The 19,498-nt window shown below is 44.4% G+C and carries 19 protein-coding genes; 5 read left to right on the forward strand and 14 right to left on the reverse strand.

The genetic code is table 11. The features are described 5' to 3' along the window. The first annotated feature begins 132 nt into the window (after window positions 1–132). From AC3Y23_RS26610 to isdG, 3 genes are read left to right on the forward strand one after another with little or no spacing between them, the layout of a single operon-like run. A complete protein-coding gene (locus tag AC3Y23_RS26610; RefSeq protein WP_379204857.1) occupies window positions 133–1,095 on the forward strand; it encodes an ABC transporter substrate-binding protein in 963 nt (320 codons plus the stop codon). Then, the gene (locus tag AC3Y23_RS26615) at window positions 1,092–2,090 is read left to right on the forward strand and encodes a FecCD family ABC transporter permease (protein ID WP_379204859.1); all 999 of its coding nucleotides are present in this window, start codon (window positions 1,092–1,094) and stop codon (window positions 2,088–2,090) included. Before AC3Y23_RS26610 ends, AC3Y23_RS26615 begins: the two co-directional genes overlap by 4 nt. Further along, a complete protein-coding gene (gene isdG / locus AC3Y23_RS26620; protein WP_379204861.1) occupies window positions 2,087–3,223 on the forward strand; it encodes a heme oxygenase in 1,137 nt (378 codons plus the stop codon). Before AC3Y23_RS26615 ends, isdG begins: the two co-directional genes overlap by 4 nt. A gap of 425 nt (window positions 3,224–3,648) precedes the next feature. Here the strand turns inward: isdG and AC3Y23_RS26625 are convergent, their stop codons facing one another. Then, window positions 3,649–4,851 carry a macrolide family glycosyltransferase gene (locus AC3Y23_RS26625; protein ID WP_379204863.1) on the reverse strand — a complete coding sequence of 401 codons (1,203 nt, stop codon included), beginning with the start codon at window positions 4,849–4,851 and terminating at the stop codon, window positions 3,649–3,651. Between the two features lie 222 nt (window positions 4,852–5,073). Beyond that, complete coding sequence (locus AC3Y23_RS26630; RefSeq protein ID WP_379204865.1) at window positions 5,074–5,613, reverse strand: GNAT family N-acetyltransferase; 540 nt, start codon at window positions 5,611–5,613, stop codon at window positions 5,074–5,076. Between the two features lie 322 nt (window positions 5,614–5,935). Here AC3Y23_RS26630 and AC3Y23_RS26635 point away from each other — a divergent pair, with 322 nt between their 5' ends. Then, on the forward strand, window positions 5,936–7,726 hold the full coding sequence (locus tag AC3Y23_RS26635) for a helix-turn-helix domain-containing protein (RefSeq protein WP_379204868.1): 1,791 nt from the start codon (window positions 5,936–5,938) through the stop codon (window positions 7,724–7,726). Between the two features lie 149 nt (window positions 7,727–7,875). On the opposite strand, the gene AC3Y23_RS26640 is transcribed toward AC3Y23_RS26635, so the two are convergent. The 11 genes from AC3Y23_RS26640 to AC3Y23_RS26690 form a co-directional block, all read right to left on the reverse strand. After that, on the reverse strand, window positions 7,876–8,106 hold the full coding sequence (locus AC3Y23_RS26640; protein WP_379204870.1) for a hypothetical protein: 231 nt from the start codon (window positions 8,104–8,106) through the stop codon (window positions 7,876–7,878). A gap of 22 nt (window positions 8,107–8,128) precedes the next feature. Continuing rightward, on the reverse strand, window positions 8,129–8,548 hold the full coding sequence (locus AC3Y23_RS26645; RefSeq protein ID WP_379204872.1) for a hypothetical protein: 420 nt from the start codon (window positions 8,546–8,548) through the stop codon (window positions 8,129–8,131). Window positions 8,549–8,628: 80 nt separating this feature from the next. After that, window positions 8,629–9,726, reverse strand: coding sequence for a P-loop NTPase family protein (locus AC3Y23_RS26650; protein WP_379204874.1), 1,098 nt, complete (start codon window positions 9,724–9,726; stop codon window positions 8,629–8,631). 192 nt (window positions 9,727–9,918) lie between these two features. Next, window positions 9,919–11,751: a glycerophosphoryl diester phosphodiesterase membrane domain-containing protein gene (locus tag AC3Y23_RS26655; protein ID WP_379204876.1), complete on the reverse strand. Its 1,833-nt coding sequence runs from the start codon at window positions 11,749–11,751 to the stop codon at window positions 9,919–9,921. 197 nt (window positions 11,752–11,948) lie between these two features. Continuing rightward, window positions 11,949–12,353 carry a Na+/H+ antiporter subunit G gene (locus AC3Y23_RS26660; protein ID WP_379204878.1) on the reverse strand — a complete coding sequence of 135 codons (405 nt, stop codon included), beginning with the start codon at window positions 12,351–12,353 and terminating at the stop codon, window positions 11,949–11,951. Beyond that, window positions 12,337–12,618: a Na(+)/H(+) antiporter subunit F1 gene (locus AC3Y23_RS26665; RefSeq protein ID WP_379204881.1), complete on the reverse strand. Its 282-nt coding sequence runs from the start codon at window positions 12,616–12,618 to the stop codon at window positions 12,337–12,339. The genes AC3Y23_RS26660 and AC3Y23_RS26665 overlap by 17 nt, the downstream gene beginning before the upstream one ends. After that, on the reverse strand, window positions 12,615–13,094 hold the full coding sequence (locus AC3Y23_RS26670) for a Na+/H+ antiporter subunit E (protein WP_066375557.1): 480 nt from the start codon (window positions 13,092–13,094) through the stop codon (window positions 12,615–12,617). The genes AC3Y23_RS26665 and AC3Y23_RS26670 overlap by 4 nt, the downstream gene beginning before the upstream one ends. 15 nt (window positions 13,095–13,109) lie before the next feature. Continuing rightward, window positions 13,110–14,585, reverse strand: coding sequence for a Na+/H+ antiporter subunit D (locus tag AC3Y23_RS26675; protein ID WP_379204884.1), 1,476 nt, complete (start codon window positions 14,583–14,585; stop codon window positions 13,110–13,112). Then, window positions 14,578–14,916 carry a Na(+)/H(+) antiporter subunit C gene (locus tag AC3Y23_RS26680; protein ID WP_379204886.1) on the reverse strand — a complete coding sequence of 113 codons (339 nt, stop codon included), beginning with the start codon at window positions 14,914–14,916 and terminating at the stop codon, window positions 14,578–14,580. Before AC3Y23_RS26680 ends, AC3Y23_RS26675 begins: the two co-directional genes overlap by 8 nt. 1 nt (window position 14,917) lies before the next feature. Next, window positions 14,918–15,340, reverse strand: a complete 423-nt coding sequence (locus AC3Y23_RS26685) for a Na(+)/H(+) antiporter subunit B (RefSeq protein WP_066375562.1) — start codon at window positions 15,338–15,340, stop codon at window positions 14,918–14,920. Further along, window positions 15,327–17,732, reverse strand: a complete 2,406-nt coding sequence (locus AC3Y23_RS26690; RefSeq protein WP_379204988.1) for a Na+/H+ antiporter subunit A — start codon at window positions 17,730–17,732, stop codon at window positions 15,327–15,329. Before AC3Y23_RS26690 ends, AC3Y23_RS26685 begins: the two co-directional genes overlap by 14 nt. A 131-nt stretch (window positions 17,733–17,863) precedes the next feature. On the opposite strand from AC3Y23_RS26690, the gene AC3Y23_RS26695 reads away from it, so the two are divergent. Continuing rightward, window positions 17,864–18,544 carry a universal stress protein gene (locus AC3Y23_RS26695; protein WP_379204889.1) on the forward strand — a complete coding sequence of 227 codons (681 nt, stop codon included), beginning with the start codon at window positions 17,864–17,866 and terminating at the stop codon, window positions 18,542–18,544. Window positions 18,545–18,615: 71 nt separating this feature from the next. Here the strand turns inward: AC3Y23_RS26695 and AC3Y23_RS26700 are convergent, their stop codons facing one another. Further along, entirely contained in the window at window positions 18,616–19,179 is a 564-nt protein-coding gene (locus AC3Y23_RS26700; protein ID WP_379204891.1) for a tyrosine-type recombinase/integrase, read from the reverse strand. Window positions 19,180–19,498: the final 319 nt, after the last annotated feature.

Here is a 19,498-nt window from a genome sequence, read left to right on the forward strand (position 1 = left end):
ATTGTTTGACAACGATAATGAGATTCATTATCATTTGACGGGAAGAACTATTATCTTCCAGACTTTCACCCTCTTTCGGTGCACCTCCGAAAAATCATTATGGGGAAACTACAATCTCACAGGAGGCTATCCATGGTCAAACAATGGCATACACCTCTTCTCCTTCTAACCTTGTGTGCCCTCCTACTCACAGCCTGCGGGTCGGCAGGGCGGAGTGAAGTCGCTGGGGCCAATGCAGCTTTACCCGCGCTGACCCTGACTGATTTTGCAGAAAGGCAAGTCAGCTTCCCCACTGTACCACAGCATATTGTGGCGCTTGGTAATGGAGAAGCAGATATTATTATCGCCCTAGGGGGAGCCTTGGTTGGTAAACCGACTTCAAGTGGCGGCACCACGCCTAAGGGAACCGAGGACATTATGCAGATCGGCACGGCGCATGAAGTAGATTTGGAGAAGCTCGCCTATCTCAAGGCAGATGCGGTGCTTGGCAATACGCAGATGAATGCCAAGGATATTCCGGCTATCGAGAGCATCGGGGCCAAGATGGTGCTAACCCAGGCCAACTCGGTGGCGGATATTACAAAACAGATCACCCTTTTCGGCCAAATGCTGAACAAGGTCCCAGAAGCGCAGCAATTAAGCGCGGATATTGAGGCCGGGATAAAGGCTGCAGCAGCCACTCGTACAGGTGAGAAACCGCGAGTACTACTGGTATATGGCGCTCCTGGCACCTATATGGCGGCACTGCCGAATTCACTTGGCGGAAATATACTGGAGCTGGCGGGCGGAGCCAATATTGCCGCGGATTATCCCGCGCTACAGAGTTATCCGCAATACGCCACGTTGAATACGGAAAGGGTCATGGAGGCTAATCCACAGATTATCCTTATCATGACGCATGGCAACGGCGAGGAAGTGCAAAAAGGCTTCGAACAGGAAATGCGCCAGAATGCAGCTTGGAGTTCCATTGATGCGGTCGTACATAACCGGGTGCGCGTACTTCCCGCCGATCTATTCGGCACGAATCCCGGAACGCGAGTGAGCGAAGCCTTGCAACTGCTAGTATCACTGTTTGCCGAATTGGAGGCGCAATGAACAAGCAGCAACGCAATACCCGGAGAATTCTCGCTTTTATTCTTGCTCCTATCCTGTTGTTGCTGGCCTGCCTGTATGGGCTGACCTATGGTTCCGTCTCCATCTCTCCCGGTGAAGTCTGGGCCATTCTGCTGGGCGACCGCCCGGAAACATCGTCGCTTATTATTATGGACCTAAGGCTGCCCCGGGTACTGATCGGCCTCTTGGTTGGCGCTTGCCTAGCCGTTTCCGGCGCGCTGCTGCAAGGCGTGATGTCCAATCCCTTGGCCGATCCCGGCATTATCGGCGTCTCTGCCGGCGGAGGTTTGGCCGCCGTCATTGCGATGGTGGTTCTACCGCAGTACAGCTATCTACTGCCTGTCGGAGCTTTTCTCGGCTCGTTTCTCGCCGCAATCATGATTTACTTGCTGGCCTGGGACAAAGGTGCTTCGCCCATGAAAATTGTGCTGGCGGGCGTAGCGATCAATGCATTGCTCGGCGCTGCTATGAATGCCTTCATGGTCATCTTTAGCGACCGCGTTCAGGCGGTGCTGCCCTGGTTGTCCGGTGGACTGAACGGACGTAGCTGGCATCATCTCGGCTTCGCTGCGCCGTATGCCCTAGTCGGACTGGTCTTGTCGCTCCTGGCCATCAAACCAGCAAATCTTCTGCTGCTCGGCGACGATTCCGCGCGGCTGCTCGGACTGCGAGCAGAAGTATCCCGCCTCCTGATTATTCTACTGGCCGCACTGCTCGCCGGAACTGCCGTCAGCGTGGCCGGGCTGGTTGGCTTTGTCGGACTGGTCGTTCCGCACGCGGTTCGCCTGTTAATCGGCGGGGATTATCGTTTCCTGCTGCCGATCTCCATGCTGGGCGGCGGCGCGCTTGTCGTCTTCACAGATACGGCTGCCCGCACCTGGTTCGATCCGGTCGAGTTACCGGTCGGAATTCTATTAGCCGGAGTGGGCGCGCCCTTCTTCCTCTACCTACTGCGCAGAAGGAGGCTAGCTCCATGAGTACCACCAGTGGCAACAGCACAGTCGCCCCTGCCATTGAATGCCGTCGGTTGCATTATGCGCACGGCGGCTTCAAATTGAAAGATATTGAGCTTAGTATTCCGTTAGGACAGCTCACTGCAATTGTTGGTCCCAATGGCTCCGGTAAATCCACACTACTGCGTATCTTGGCAGGCCTTGTCGCTCCGGAGTCGGGAGAGGTACGGATTCTTGGCGAGGAGCTTCATAAGCTTCCGCGTCGAAAATTAGCCCGCACCCTTGCGATGCTCCCTCAGTCCAAGCAAGTGCCAGAAAATTTAACCGTTCGCGAACTGGTAGCCTACGGTCGTTCTCCCTACCAAAGTCCCTGGAACTACTCGGCAAGCGCCGAGGACCACCAATGGATCGACCATGCGTTGCAGCTAACGGGAACTGCCAGGTATGCAGACCGTATGTTTCATACTTTATCCGGGGGTGAACAGCAAAAAGCCAGAATCGCCATGACCCTGGCTCAAAATACGGACATTCTACTTCTTGATGAACCGACTACTTTTCTGGATATTACCCATCAGTTCGATGTTCTGAACATGCTTGCAGCCATCAACCGCGAGACCGGAATCACAATAGTGATGGTACTGCATGATCTGCCGCAGGCCGTTGCTTTCAGTCATCATATGGTGGCGATGCGGCGCGGATCTGTTGTAGCCACGGGAAGTCCGCGGGGATTACTGGACGATGTCTTTTTACAGAAAGTATATGATCTTGAGGCTTCAGTGAGTTATGTGGAGAATTACCCTGTAATTATTCCAAAAACCTATTATAAATTGGAGGAACGTAACATGATTATCGTGAACAATACTTCGCAAATTAAGAAAGGTCAGGCTTCGCTGCTGATTAACCGGTTCGATAAGGTCGGCAAAGTTGAAGAGATGGAAGGCTTTCTCGGCCTTGAGGTACTTCTGAATGAGAAACCGGCGGAATACGATGAAGTAACCATCAGCACGCGCTGGGTATCCAAAGAAGCTTTCCAGGGCTGGACTCGCAGCGACGCCTTCCGTGAATCGCATTCCCACCGCGAGACGCCGGAATATATTCTGTCTAACGCCATTTCCTTCCACGAGGTTAAAATTGTTCGCAATCCGATCAGTGCTTAACTTGATTTAAGCTACTGGATTAGTGAACGCAAAGATCTGTTAACTTGATATGTACCACTGTTGCTAAGTATGAGTTGAAGTAACAATTCACAGGAGCGGGAGCTAAGACCTTGTTATAGGCCAAAGGCTCTCGCTCCTGCTTATTTTAGATATATAAAACGATGGAATTATAGATTCTTCTCAACCATTAACCGACCATTTTTTTGGAAAAGAGAGCTCTTAGTTCGATTCATTATTTTTTTCTTTTCCAAAAGATTAAAAATATAATTCCAACGAGGAAAAAGCATGCTGCAAACAATTCTATTACGCCAAACTCTTTATTTATTAAGTATCTAGCCAGAAATAGGCCTCCAAATAAAACGGCTCCCCCAATACTGACGTGTAACAGACTATCACTCTTTTGCAAATGTTATCCCCTTCCTGACCTAGATACGATTCTGACTAACAAATTTGAAAATCTCATCGACAGCTTGGTGAGACCCGCCTGCTTTTAGAAAGGGTTCTCTAATAGCAGCAACAGCTTCCTTGAAGGATGGGTCACTTAACACATGATCTACGGCTTCACGTAGTTGCTTGGCAGTCAGGCTTTCCATTTGTAATTTAACTCCTGCTCCTATATTAGCCACTCGTCCGGCAATGACCGGCTGATCCGCGCTCTGTGGGATTACGATTAGCGGAACCCCGTAGTAGAGGCCTTCATTCGTGCTGTTCATTCCACCATGTGTAATAAATAATTTAGTGTACTTCAGTAGTTCCGTTTGTGGCACATAATTTTTTACGATGAAGTGATCAGGAATCTCACCTAAATCAGCGATTTGAACCCTACTCCCAATAGACATGACTATCGTATGCTCCGTGTCCCCCAGTGCCGCAAAACAAAGCTTATAGAAATCAATGGCTTGGTTGAAGATAGTCCCCAACGAAATGTATATTGGGCTTTTCCCCTTAATTGCCGTAAGGTCGAAGTTTTCTTGCGTTAATCGTGAAGAAATAGATGGGCCTACAAATTTATAGGTTTGGTCGATTGCTTCTTCATAAGGTTGAAACTCCCTCGTTGTATACACGATTGTAAGTGGTGCAGGATTACAAAATACATCATAAGGAGAAGTGATCTCCACATTATATTTTTCCTTCACCATGTCCGTCAGTTCTTGAAATTTATCATATATAGGTGTGGCTATTTCTGCAGGTACCCCTGTAAAAGACTGCTCCAATGTTCTATCGAATACTTCTTTGGTTTGCGCAAAAGTAGTACAAGAGCTGATGGCAGGAAGCTTAAGAATTTGCGCAAGTAAACGTCCACAACCAAACATGGAGTCATGGATGATGTAATCAAAATGCTCTCCTGCGATCTGTTCAAGAACGGTTGGTATCACTATATCTGCCGTAAGTAAGAGACCGTTGATTCTTTCGAGCACATAATCTTTTCCACCTGAGATAAAAGCATTAATAAACTTTTGACCGTCAAAGGTTCGTACGGTAGCCCCCGTCTGCTCAATCCGCTCCCTATAAGCTTCTATAGAAAAGTAAACTACCTCTTCCCCACGCGTGATAAGCTCTTGTACTACGCCAAGTGTTGGATTGATATGTCCCTCAGATCCACCGTTAATAAATAAAACACGCGCCATTTTTACCACTCCTTAGGGTTATTATTCTCTAAACTGAATAAGAGTACGAGGCACTATCCACAACGCCAATATAACAAATATTGGAATTTATTCTTATCATAGTACAATCCCTAAAAAATCTCAAAACTTTTATCATATAGGAGGGACTTGCCCCACGAAAAACTGACAACACGCAGAAAGACCACCTTCAAGGGTGGCCTTCACTGATACTATCTATAAAATTCATTTCCACTCATCTGCCAAAATAGCATAGACGCAATCATCATACCAAGCATCATTCATCCGGTAGCTTTTGATAAAATGTGCTTCTTTTCTAAATCCCAAATTCTCCAGCAGCTTTATCGACTTCAAATTGTCAGGGTCCACTGATCCTGTAATTCTATGCTTACCTAGCCCGGTGAACAAATAATCAATTACGGCCCGAACCGCCTCGGAGGCATAGCCTTTGCCTTGGAATTCAGGAGAAAGCGTATATCCTAGTTCGGCCTGAAAACCATCATACAAAAAATGAATGCCGACATCACCGATAAGCTGCCCGTCCTTCAGAGAAATAGCCACTTGAAGCCATGAATCGCTGGTATTCGGTACGACAGTCAGATTGTCCGAGATAAACTTCTCAACCTCATTAATATTCGCTGGTTTCCATGATTGATATTTATATACCTCAGGCATAGCACGATATCTGAAAAAATCCTCTTTATCTTTCATTTCCAGTGTTCTGATTAATAATCGGTCTGTTGTAATCACATTGAATGTACTCATATGATGCCTCCAATTTATATAAAAGCTAAAGATTTAGCAATTTACAATATAGACATATTGTCTACAAGAGCTCCATGTTTATACTAACTTAAAAATCCGTTGTGTACAATGAATCGGCAACGTAAGCACACACCCTAACCCGGACGATCTTCTCAATCTTGAACTAGTATAATGCACCGTGCAATCTCCTGGTACCTTTCAAACTCAACCCACAGTTGAACAATAACACATCCACTCATCTTGAAATAAATGGATTTCCCATTTCAAATTCTTATAATAAAAGGTAACGACGTCGTAATACACTTTTTTGGGAGATGTAAATATGTTGAGCAACGAAAAGGTCGGGAACAGAATCTCAATGCTCCGTAAAGAAAAACAATTATCGCAAGAACAACTGGCTGAGCAATTAAACGTTAGTGCCCAGGCAGTTTCTAAATGGGAGACGGGAAAATCTTTGCCCGAAACGTCCACCTTGCCTCTGCTCTCCACTGCACTGGGCCACTCGATTGACAGTATTTTGATGCCTCAGCAATTGGTTGTTCTCTATGCAGCATACACCGATGGCCATGAAAGTCATGATGTTACTCATTTCGTTAACCAGTTCGTTGTCGGCAATCATCTCACATTGACCGTAAATGAGCAGACTTTTCCCAGTCGTATTAATAGTAACCGGACCAAGCTGCTGCTGATCAAATATCAGACACCTTCCGGGACCTATGCTACTTATGTTCAGCAGAATAACCAATTAGTGCTTGATCTTAATACTGAAGGTTATCCATTGCAGCCAAAGGGACTGAATATTGTGCTTGCTACCTATGGTAATGAACAGGCAAATCAAAATGTCTTAGCCAAGATGGAACACTATGAGTATTTTAAATGGGAGCATTTTATCGCAAATCACGAACTGTTCCCCAGCCTGATCGACAATAACGGAGACGATTTCCTATTACTTGTATATGTTAACGCCACAGGTATTCATGCAATTAGCTGTCCCGAAGGCAATAGAATTCATTATGCACCGGACCGTTCTCGCCTATTTAGAAGTGACTCCCAGAATGATTATTATATTGTAGAGAATGTGGACCAGCTTGGTTTTGGTCAAGGAATGGATTGCTCCTGGGCAGGTGCGCTTTATCTTTCATTGAAGACTATGGGACAAGAAACAACCTATGAAACGGTGATGGGTGTTTCGGGAGCATGCTGGAGGATCGCTTTTAACCCCGTTTGGGATTACAGCTCTGCTGATGGACTGGTGGGTTACGACTATGCCAGCCTGGCATTCAAAGCTTATGGACTTCAGGCTAGCTGGGCCGATCGCATCACATCCGAGGAACGTAAACTGGAGAAGCAGATGATTATGGCCAGCATCAAAAAACATGAATTGCCGATAGCCATTAACCTCCGTGTAGCTCACGAGTGGGGAATTATCACCGGCTACCTGGATGGCGGGAGAACATTACTTTGCCGTAGCTATTTTGACCAAGAGACTTTTGAAGATCTAAAAGATGATCCGGAATTTCAGGAGTACATGAAAACCACAAAGGGATATCTTAATGTGGACCACTGGCCATTCGTCATCATTCGTTTTAGCAGCCAATTGGCTAAGCCATCCGCTCTAGAGAATCTTTACTCTTCACTCCAGGCCAAACTGGACTCCATGAAGGCTCCAGATAATAGAGGATATAAGCTAGGATACCAAGCCCTGAAGGAATGGCAGGAAGGCTTGCTCGATGAACAATGGTATCAACATGCGAACGATCAGGATTTTGCCAGAAGGCTAGGTGTTAATCACTTTTGTATGATGGCTCTGACCGATGCTAGAAGAAGTGCGGCAGTATATTTGAATCATTGCCTTTTAACTATGGGAACAACGTCTTCAATGAACAAATATTTAGATCTAATGACGAATGTCTACAACGAGATGTATACTCAGCTGCATAATTTCCAGAACAGCCTAATCGACCCAAAAGAACTGGCAGCCTTCAGCTCCCCCAAACAAGCTTGGACGAAGGAGCAACGACAGCTGCAAGCCGATTTATTTCATTCCATCATGGATCTGGAGTACTGTGGAGATGAGTTAGCCGAGAAAATATTGGAGGGTAGGGGAAACTAACGATAAGGCTAAAAAGGAGCTTTCATCCCGAGCTCCTTTTTTTATTTGCTAGATTTAAAACAACGGACAGCACCCTATTCCTTAAAGCCAAAGATAATTAACGTTAGAATCTAATACCTCCAATTAAACATCTTCAAACAAATAAATACTCATATTTGCGTATTTGCAATCTCAGGATCTTCGAGACTCTCCCCTGGTAGGAGGAAATCTTCAGAGTAGCATCCTTGATAATCAATACTGTCGTTTTCTCTCAATATACACTGACTATAAGGAACTACCAGCTGGGGAGAAATATTTGAAAGTTTGATCATTTCGTATGCTACCCATTCTGCCAAACCTTCGTAGCCAAATTTATTAGCTTTTCCCCATACGTTTCCCATTTTCCATTTCAGCTGATCACCCTTACTGCTGCTTACAAATGTCTGCCGAAAGTCCTTGCTCACTTGCAAAACGGGGATGGACATCAGCGCACGTCAACTCCTCACCAGAGAATCGAATCCACACGTAATCATCATATAGTACACCATGTGTTTGTTTTACTATATCGGTTGGTACATAATCTTGAAGATCTAGAGCATGCAGTACTTTTTCAATATGATGCCGGGTACGCGGTAGACACCGAGACTCGAAATAGTCTAGTACATCGCCAACTAGCACTTTTTGCTTACCGGGAAAAGGTAAAAAGACGGGCAACACCTCTTCATCTTGCCAAACATCAACGTTCTGATTCATGTAGTCCAGTTTAACTTTCGCAATTACCCGATCATGTTCTAGCACCTCAAACTCGAGCGGAGGAGAAATATACGATTTAAAATTTTTCATGTTCAACCTCCCACAAATAGAATAACTCGAATTGAATCCATAGTATTAATAGATACTATTATATCATTCAGCTATCTATTTTATTCTCTAAGAAATACCAACCCTTTTTCCGTCCAACGGCTTGTTAAGCTAGAACCGTCAATTACAATCTCGCCTTCTCTGGAGATATTTAAAATGACAGGCAGATCATTTATATAAAACTCGGTAGAGGTGCGCGCAATCAATTTATGTTTACTCCCATTAGGATCGATTAAGAAATATTCATCGTTATCTTGCTTGATCTTAAGCAATAACCCCAGATCGTTGTTCAAATAATCTCCTTCATAAATGCCAGCATCTATATCAGGGAGCCGTGTCAGTCCAAAGAAAGCAAGCATGCGCTCTTCGAACTCATTCCATTCTCCACTTGTAACCTCAATGGAAAGCTTCGGGCACTTCGCCTTGTTATACAGTTGTTGGGCAATTGCATGATAATCGGCTAAAAACTCGAAATACGTTTCCACCTTGTCCGGACGAGCTTTGTAGTAAGGCCTTAAGCGATCCCTTTCCCAGATGTTTAGAAAAAACGACTCTCCCCGTACCTGTCTAAGATGACTAATTGCATCAGTTATAGAATTGCGATAGAGATAAACCAATTTAGGACTGAGCGGTGTCAGACACTCCCATAAAGCTTCGATAAAATAATCTAACTGTTGTTGCGGAGCGTTAGCCAATTGAAAACTAAAGATTTGGTATTGGAAAATACAACTGTCTAAAATGACTACCTGCTCGGGATCACCTGCCACTTCCTTCGCAAAGAACCTCCACTTTTCCAGCGCAGCCTCTATATATTCATCCAGTGAGAATTTCCACACATCTCTTTCTTGAATTTCATTGAAGGCCATTTCGGATAATGCTTCTTTATAATTCCACGACAACTCGAGCAAATCGAAGCCAACAGACTCCTCACGGATTGTAACAAATTTTTCTAGGAGCGAAGTTGAAAGGTTATGGCGGGTCTTCCAATTGAGATATTCTTTCGTCTTCAAGTGAGATTCTTGAAAAAATAACACAGGATGCGGCCGATCAAGCTCATGTACCCATCTTGTTTTAAAGCCATGTCGCTCAAACTGACGAAATAATAAACCCGAGTTCGTTGACTTCCCAGCCCCAGGTAATCCTTCCATTAAGATAAGCATGGTCACTCTCCTCAATAAAGCATTTATCTTCAATCCAGTTAGTCACATCAGAGAATAATTCCGCTTGATATGGGTTAACACCTTTTTCTAAATCATATTATTATTAACATTTGTTCAAAGACCGCGACTGATGAACGCCAAAGCCCCGCAACCTGCTGCACATGCAGAGTTTGCGGGGCTCTCAATTAGGTATCAAAAATTCAAATTATTAAGCCACTGGGTCAACGCCGACAGCGGCCCCGTTCTAATTTCTTTTTCAATGGAAATCGCATCCTCAGGGTAATCTGTTATGATCCCATCGACACCCATACTGAAGAATCGTCTCATGCTGTCTTTGTCATTAACTGTCCAGACATAGATAGGCTTGTGATACCGTTTGGCTGAAGCGATGACCGATTCTTTGACCATATATTCTTCCATCACGACAAAATCAGCGGCAATCCGCCCCATATCCGGGACACCTGCGAACATAATATACCCCACCTGAAGATCCGGGGCCGCGGCTTTGACTTGCTGCACGATTTCATAATTCAGCGACTGTACAACACTTTCATTCTCAAAATGATTTTCGCGCATAATCCGGATAAATGTCTCCACCAGATTTTTTTCCTTGCCGTGTGTTTTGATTTCAATGTTTAGCTTTATTTTGCCTCTGGCCACATTCATCACTTCTGCCAGGCTACTGATTCGTCCTGTGAAACTCCCTTGTTTCACTTGTAGCTCTCGTAATTCATCCATTGTCAGATCATATACCTGTGCATGGGTACCTGTTAGACGCTTCAAATTAGTATCGTGTATGACGGCAAGATCCCCGTCCTTCGTTTCCAAGACGTCGATTTCTGCATAATCCGCATGTGCCTCAATCGCACCCTGTATTGCTTCAATCGTATTCTCCGGCCCTTTCGAAACGTATCCTCTATGGGCCATAATCTCAGCTTTTTGATCCTCCATCTGCATTCCATCAATGGCTGGCAGGAGTGCAAGTCCCGCTGCAAAAACAGTAACTGAACCAAGGACGATCAGCTTTCTCTTATGTTTCTGCAACAGTCCTTGATTCTGAACAGAACGGTCTTCCTTACTCTTCGGCTCAGGAAGCTGCAGCATAGCATGATTCGGGTCCGCTTTTACCATGTATAAACGCGTAGTCGTGGTAATATACAGCGGCATTAAAAAAAGTGTCGCCATATAAAAGGATAGTACAACGCTCTTTAAAGCGACGATCCGCACAACGCTGGCAAATATCGTCTGCTGCTCCCACAGGAAGTATAGAAGACCAACAGCTCCCACAAAAAATACAATCAGCAGAATGACAACGAGCAGATACAGTAAGAATACTGACAGCATAACCACTGATATGCGGATATATCTCTTTTTAAGGAGTGCAGCACTTTTCTTCGCCGCCTTCCGAAAGCTTGCCGCCCCCTCGATCACCACAATATGGAGCAAAAAGGTCCAGCGAATATTGAAGAATAACATGACCCCCAGTACACCAATAAGCAGCAAAGTTCCTCCGCCTGTTTTTATAAGCTCGCCCGAGATAAAATTCGGAATTTCCAAAGAAGGAATTAGCGAAGTACCTACCCCCGCACCGAGCGGAAGAAACAGCAACAGATAGATCACCAATCCTAGAAATCCTATTTTGAACAGGGACGGGAGATAGGAAAGCGACTGTAAAAACGCCGGAATAAGTCCGATTCGCTGCCTTTTTTGACCATAATACGAGAGGATAATTAGAACCGATAACTCTATAAAAATCAGCATTGTGGCGATAGGAATCAGAACCAGCATGCATAACAAGCCATACCTACTCATCGCAAATTGCAACAGTTCGTAATTGGTGGCTCCGGCAAACCCGCCTAAGCGGAGAAATCCACGAAATATGGATGAGATAGCCGGAATAAAGATAAATAACGTCAGCAACTTATACAGGAGTTCGAAAATTAATATTTCCCGGTAGGAAAACGCAAGCATCCGAAAGATATCAGTAATCTGCTTGTGTATCGGAACCTTTGAAGCCTCGCTCATTATTTTGCACCTGCTTGTAAAAGAATCATCCGTGACTGACAGACCACATGGCGGACTTTAACTATATTGTCTCATTTAACTATATATTAAACTTAAGGTACTTCCAAACGGTCTATCGGAATCTCATCCACTTATTCCTGCTACAGAGATCGTAATGTAAAAAGCAGCCCACCCTCAACGGAGGATGGACCGCTTTTTTATTTCCCCTGATCATAAACCAATTCAACCTTATCTTCTACCCGGGCGATTTCGATGTCATTCTCCTTATAATAGTCCTTCAATTCATCTTGGACGCTCTGCTCGGCTAACGGCACCTGGCTACGGTAAGCGGCCCGGCAGATCACATGGGCGGCCACTGGAGCTGTCAAAAATACAAAGAAGATACCCAAGATGAGGCGGATGCTGAAGAAACCGTCAGAAATTAAGAAGTACAGCAATGTTCCAACAAGCGCACACAGTACGCCAAGTGTAGAACTTTTAGAGGCAGCATGAGACCTTGTGTACACATCGGGCAAACGCACATTCCCGATCGCGCTGATTAAGCTGAAAATGGCTCCAATGAGAATGAGGACGGCCCCGATGATTTCACCGCTTACGCTCAATGACAACACCTCTTTCAATAAATCTGGCGAAGGCAACTGTTCCAATAAACGAAAGGATCCCGATCAGTAAGATAAGATCAAAAAAGGCATGTGTGTGCAGCAGCACAGAGAACACGGCGGTACTGGCAATCAGATTAATACCAATGGAATCCAAAGCTTGCACGCGGTCTGCACTGGAGGGCCCTTTTACAATCCGATACAAATTGGCCAGTATAGCCAGCATTAATAGACATAATGCAGTGATCAACACCGTCTCAAATATCATTTTCTCGTCACATCCTTTATCGCTTTTTCAAACACAGATTTTGATTTCAATACAGAATCCCTGGATTCAGGCATGTTCAGACCGTGGATGTATAGCACCTTGGAATCAGGGGTTACCTCCATGATGACTGAGCCTGGTGTTAAGCAAATTAATAAGGATAGGAGCGTAATTTCCAAATCCCCCTCCAAATCGGTTTCCACCTTGAAAATCCCTGGTTTCACATCGATTTTGGGACGGAGTACATGCTTCATAACCATCATCGCAGAAGTATTCAGCTCATGGATAAAGAGAATGAACAGCTTACCAATTGCGGCTAACGTGAATAGATAAAACGGCTTTTTAAAGAAACGGCGGATGCACATTAAAATAAACAGACCAACGAAGTAACCGCTGATAAAGTTTAATATGCTCATATCCTCTTGCAGAAACATCCACAAGTAGGCAATGAATATGTTGAGTAGCACCTGAACGGGCATGACTGTTTCCCCCCTTTAATCAAACACAGCCTGAATATATAAACTTGGATTGAGCAATTCCTCGGCAGCTTGGGCTACATAACCCGTAATCGCCTCAGCGCCGATTCCCATAGCAACACTAGCCAGCGTCAATAGAGCGATTGGAAGCAACAAGCCTTTCGTTGTTCCTTTCTCTTCGTCTATACTTAGAATCGTTTCACCCCAGAAAGCATTCATAAACAATTTGATCATCGAATACAGAATGAACAAGCTCGCCAGCAGTCCGATTCCTCCCAGCCAGTAATAGCCGGCTTCAAAGACGCCTTGCGTCGTGAACACTTTGCCAAGAAATCCGCTAAGCGGAGGAATACCAACCATAGACAACGCCGCGATGAAGAACATCCAGCCTAACTGGGGGTGCAGGCGAATCAATCCGCTAATTTTCTTCAAATCACTTGTCCCCGTGAGATGAACAATCGTTCCCCCAATCATAAATACAAGCCCTTTAATCAGCATGTCGTGAATCAAATAATAAATAGAACCGGTTATACCGGTAGATGTAAAGGAGACGAGTCCAGCCATAATAAATCCGACGCTGATGACTACATTGTAGGTTAATATTTTCCGCAAATCCCAAAAACCTATAGCGCCGATTCCGCCTAATATCATCGTAATAGCCGCTAAGATCCCGATAAACAGATGGGTTATCTGCGGTTCATGATAAAAGATGAGCGTGAACATTCTGAAGATGGCGTATATCCCTACCTTAGTGAGTAACGCAGCGAAAATAGCAGCGATTGCCGTTGGCGGCACGCTATAAGATCCAGGTAGCCAGAAGAAGAGTAATAGTCCAGCTTTCATGGCGAAAACAATCAGGAATAATAAGGCGACGGTAGTAATTAATCCGTCCTGACCAACCTCTGCAATCCGCATCGATAAATGGGCGAGGTTCAAAGTGCCCGTAATAGAATATAAGTAGGCAACCCCGATCAAGAAGAACGCAGATGCAATAATGTTCGTAAAAATATATTTGAGTGACTCGCCAAGCTGCCGCTTGCCTCCCCCCATTGTGATCAGTACATAGGAAGCAACCAGAAACAATTCAAAGAAGACATATAAGTTAAATAAATCCCCTGTTAAGAACGAACCATTGACACCTGTAATCAAAAATAAAAATAGAGGATAAAAATACAATTTTTCTTGTTTTCGGCCAATCGATGAAAAAGAATAAATCAAGCAGCATACCGCAACAATCGAGGTAGCCAACAGCAGCAAAGCACTGAACATGTCGCCCACGAAACTAATGCCGTAAGGCGCTTCCCAGCCACCCAACTGTAAGGTTTGAATACCGCCCTCTCTGATCCCATTCATCAATAGAACAGCAATGACACTGGTAGCTAACAAGGCAGCCAGACTAAGAATCCGCTGCAGCTTTATATTTTTCTGGAATATAATGAGGACCATCCCCATTAACAGAGGAATGATCACCGGCGTGATCAACAAATTATTCATGCTCATTCCCCCTTAATTGCTCCATGTCATCCGTCCCGAAGCTTTGATAGGCCCGGTAACATAACACTAGTACTAGCGCTGTCACGGCAAAATTAATGACAATCGCAGTTAAAATTAATGCTTGAGGAATAGCATCCGTAAAGTTCGCGACTTTCTCTCCCAGCAGAGGGGCACTCCCCGTCTTCAGCCCACCAGAAGTGATGAGCAACAAATTAACCGCATGGCCCACAATGGATGACCCAAGCACAATCCGCAGCAATTGCTTAGATAGAATCAAATAGGTTCCAATGGATATTAAAATACCGACCAGTATGACCATTAGTGTCTCCATATTAACGATCCTCACTTATGCTAAGAATAATATTGACTGCGGTGCCTATGACAGCCAAAGCGACTCCGGTATCAAAAATCAAAGCAGATGCGAGCTCCGTATCCCCAAAGATCGGTAAATCAAAATGACCGAAGGTCTGGGTTAAAAAAGGCTTACCAAAAACTACGCTCACTGTTCCGGTCGCAACGGCAATCAATACTCCCACCGCAGAAAGCTTTTTGAAATCCACCCGAATGTTTTCCCTTACCTTCTCGACTCCAAAAGAGAGATACAGCAGGACAATCGATGATGCCATACTCAGTCCCCCAATGAATCCTCCTCCTGGATGATGGTGACCGTTCATAAACAAATAGATCGAAAAGGTCAATATGATTACGGCAGCAACTCGGGTGACACTTTTCAATATCACATCATTCGGTTTCATGTTGTTCCCTCCTTTTGGAACGCTGGTGAACGAAGATATAGACCCCTAGCCCGGCAATGGTTAACACGGATATTTCCAGCATCGTATCAAATCCGCGGAAGTCCACTAATATAGCGTTGACAATATTTTTGGCACCCGCGAGCTCAAAGGCATTTTCAAAAAAGGATGTAATTGGTTCAAATAACTTGTGCCCATTCGCGGACAATGCGAGCACGGTCACCGTTAAGCCCATCGCAATCGAGATGACCAGATTCGTCAGTTTGAACGGAATCCGCTGAATGCTTTTCGTAAGCTTCGGTAGATGATAGAAGCACAGTAGGAACAGAACCGTTGTCACCGTCTCCACTACCATTTGCGTCAATGCCAAGTCAGGCGCCCTAAAGATTACAAAGAACATCGAAACCATATAGCCTAACGCTCCAAGTGCAACAATAGCCACGATTCGATTGCCGGCAAATAACACCGTACATGCGGAGATGATCATCCCCAGCACAAGTCCGACATCAAAAATACTGATAGCTGCATCACTTGAGAAATCGAACTGAAGACCATGGAGCAGCAGAAGCGAACTTATCAATACAATGACAAAGAAAGAAAAAATGTAGATCAGATACTGTCTCAGTGAGCCTGTCATATACCGATTCGTTAGAGATGCCGAGAGCCTCTCTGTACCTGCCAAGCCCTTATTGTACCAATGATTCAATGTTAAGCCCTGCGGGTAATTTCGCATGACCTGTATCCAACGCTTCGATGCTTTGAAGAGAAGGAGACCGACAACAATGACACCGAACGTCATCACGAGCTCCGTATTAATCCCATGCCAAGCACTGATTTTCAGGTCGTATGGAGACAAAGGCATCATCGGCAAAATCGAGGTTAACGCCGGGGTGAGAATATACTTACCCAATACATTGGGGAAGAAGAAAATGAGTATAACGAGTAATGCCAAAACGGCGGGTGAAAACAGCATTCCCCAAGGCGCTTCATGCACTTTTCGTGTCAATTTCTCAGGACGATATTGTCCTCCAAAGGTCTTGAATACAAAAATCATACAGTAAACAAAGGTAAAGATACTGGCTATCCAGGCGATGATCGGGAATATGAGACCAATGCTGCCTAAACCGAAAATACCGGCCTGGGATACCTCATTCACCGCTGCAAAGAACATTTCCTTACTCAAAAAACCGTTAAACGGCGGTAATCCCGCCATAGATAAACCGCCAATCAAAGCGATCGTGAACGTAATCGGCATAACTTGCATCAAACCGCCGAAATAGCGAATATCCCGCCGGCCTGTCTCATGGTCAATAATACCGACAACCATAAACAGACTTCCTTTAAAGGTCGAATGATTAAACAGATGGAATAGGGCGGCAAATGTAGCTACCGTAAAGATCGTGCCACTCTCACCAGGTCCGAAATAGACAGCTAAAGAGCCGACTCCAAGCAGACACATAATCAATCCCAATTGACTGATTGTAGAATATGCTAACATCGCCTTTAGATCGGTCTGCCTCAGCGCTGTCAAAGAACCATAAAGCAGGGTAATGAGACCAATTCCAGCCACAAGCCAGAACCACACGGAGCTCCCTCCGAAGATCGGAGTCATACGAGCCACTAAATAAATGCCAGCCTTGACCATCGTAGCCGAGTGGAGATAACTGCTCACCGGAGTTGGAGCCTCCATCGCATCTGGTAACCAAATCCCGAACGGAAATTGCGCGGATTTCGTAAATGCCCCGAGCAAAATACATAGCATTGCAGGAATAAACAAGACATGGCTTTGTATGACTTCCAGGTTCGCAATCATTTCTCGAATGCTGTAAGTATCCGCCATCATGATCAGCATAATGAACCCGGCTAACATGCCGAATCCGCCAAGAACAGTAATCAATAACGCCTTTAAGGCACCTTGGCGGGAGCTCTTGCGCTCGTACCAATAGGAGATTAATAAGAAGGAAGACACGCTGGTTAACTCCCAGAATCCGTACAGGACTAGGAGGTTATCTGAGAATACGACCCCCAGCATTGCGCCCATGAACATGAGCAAATAAATATAGAAGTTATGGAGAGCCTCTCGAACCTTAGACATATAAAATATAGAATAAATAATGACCAAGCTACCCACACCGCTGATGAGCAGACCAAATAACAGACTGAGCCCATCCACATAGGAGATCATATTCACATCAAGGGACGGAATCCAGGATAATGTGTACTTATAGGTGTCACCAGCCGCAACGCCAGGTATATACTGTACTAAATAGATAAAAATAGATAAAGGTACAAGTAAAACGAACCATCCCGTATGTACTAGGCGATTGAAATACTTATAAAGGAAGGGAACAAGTATTGCACTGATCAACGGGAGAAAAATATAGGTATAGAACATAGTCAAGCGTACTCCTCCTTATTCATGACTTCTGCTTCCGTATCTACATATTGACTCTTTTGTTAACTTCAACTATAGTCTTACATAGTTTAAACGAGTCCTACTACTAGCATTGAGGTGAAATACTTAAAATGATTAACGTATTTAATGAGAGTATTCTTGTTTGCGTTTATTATGGTCCCAATAGCGAAAGACTAATCAAACGTGGCTGTGCAATCGCTAATATCATGAAAGCTCCGCTGTACATTTTGACGATTGACCCGAAGCCATTCGACGAACTGGATGCCGAGAAATTACTCTATATCGAACAATGGAAAGAATATGCCCACGCTCATACAACGGCCCAATTTATCATGAAGGATAACGAAAGCCGCCCTGTCTATAAAGTCATTGCAGAAGTAGCTAGAGATAACAACATTACACAGATCATTCTTGGCCAGACAGCAAGCAGCCGATGGGAACAAATCACGAAGGGATCAATCATTAATTCTTTGGTACGCGAGATTCCCTTTGTCGATCTGCATATCGTTTCCGTTGCCCGTTATATTCGGGATGAAGAAGGCAATTATCAAAAGGGCATTCGTGCTTATTTGATTAAAGATGGGGAGCAATACCAGCTAACCTTCAGTCACGATAAAGAAACTGAATATGAAGGCCTTTTCTTCAAAGAAATTGATACAGATTTCGATAACGGAATTTTCCGTTTTATGAAGGATGCTTCAACTTTGCATGTTCTCGTAACTGACGGGATTGTAACTGAACTAACTAACGTAGATATCAATACAGCATTGGGTCTGGACGATGTTAAATAAAAGCGAATAAACAACTACCCTCTCCGTATGTTCCATACGGAGATTTTTTATTTTTTCAAAACACAGAGCATTTATAAATTAACATCCACTTTAATGGGCCGCTTCTCAGCCCTGTCGATTCCCAGATACTTTAGCGTCTCTGCCGTAGAATGGTGATGCAAAATCGACTTTAAGATGGAGATGGCAACTCCTCTATAATATGCATGGTAACCAAACGTCTTTCTCAGTGTATGGGTCCCAATCTTCTCAGATATTCCTACCTCCTTTGCTGAGTGGTTAATAATTCGATACGCCTGTTGACGGGTAATCGGACGACAATCCTTTTTGGATTTGAACAAATAATCCTCTGATTTGCAATCGACGTTAGATAAATACTCGCTTAGTATCTCCCCGACCTTGCTGTTTAAGTAATAAGCCTTTTCTTCTCCTGTCTTCTCATCCTTAATGTAAAGAAACTGTTTAGCATTCTGGCCATCCCAAACGTCCTGTACAGTAAGATTAAGCAAATCAAGAAGACTAATCCCGGTGTTAATTCCCAATACGAAGAGCAACAGATCCCTTACAGAGTGTTTTCGGAGCTCCTCTTTCATCGCTTGTATGGTTTTCACGTCCCGAATCGGATTAACAAATTGCACTAAAAACCCCTCCGATAATGTTACTTAATTTAAGGCTAACATATATTAAGTAACATAACAATTAAAAAGATCGCTTAATTTAGTAAATAAACTGCCGGTTAGTTTGTCAAAAAATAAAAAACGCCACATAAGAAGCTTTCCATTGAACATAATATCCAGCCGGACAAGAATCTAACCAACAAGCTGTAATACACGTATTCTAAAAGCATTTTGCAGTAGCAGGCGCTTCGCTCCTACAGTTCCAAAACAGCGCATCCCCTCCTTCCAAAAAAAAGACCCCCATTGCGGGGATCGTAAGGTTAGGTCTATTGTACTGACA

The organism is Paenibacillus sp. MAHUQ-45, from assembly GCF_058133325.1.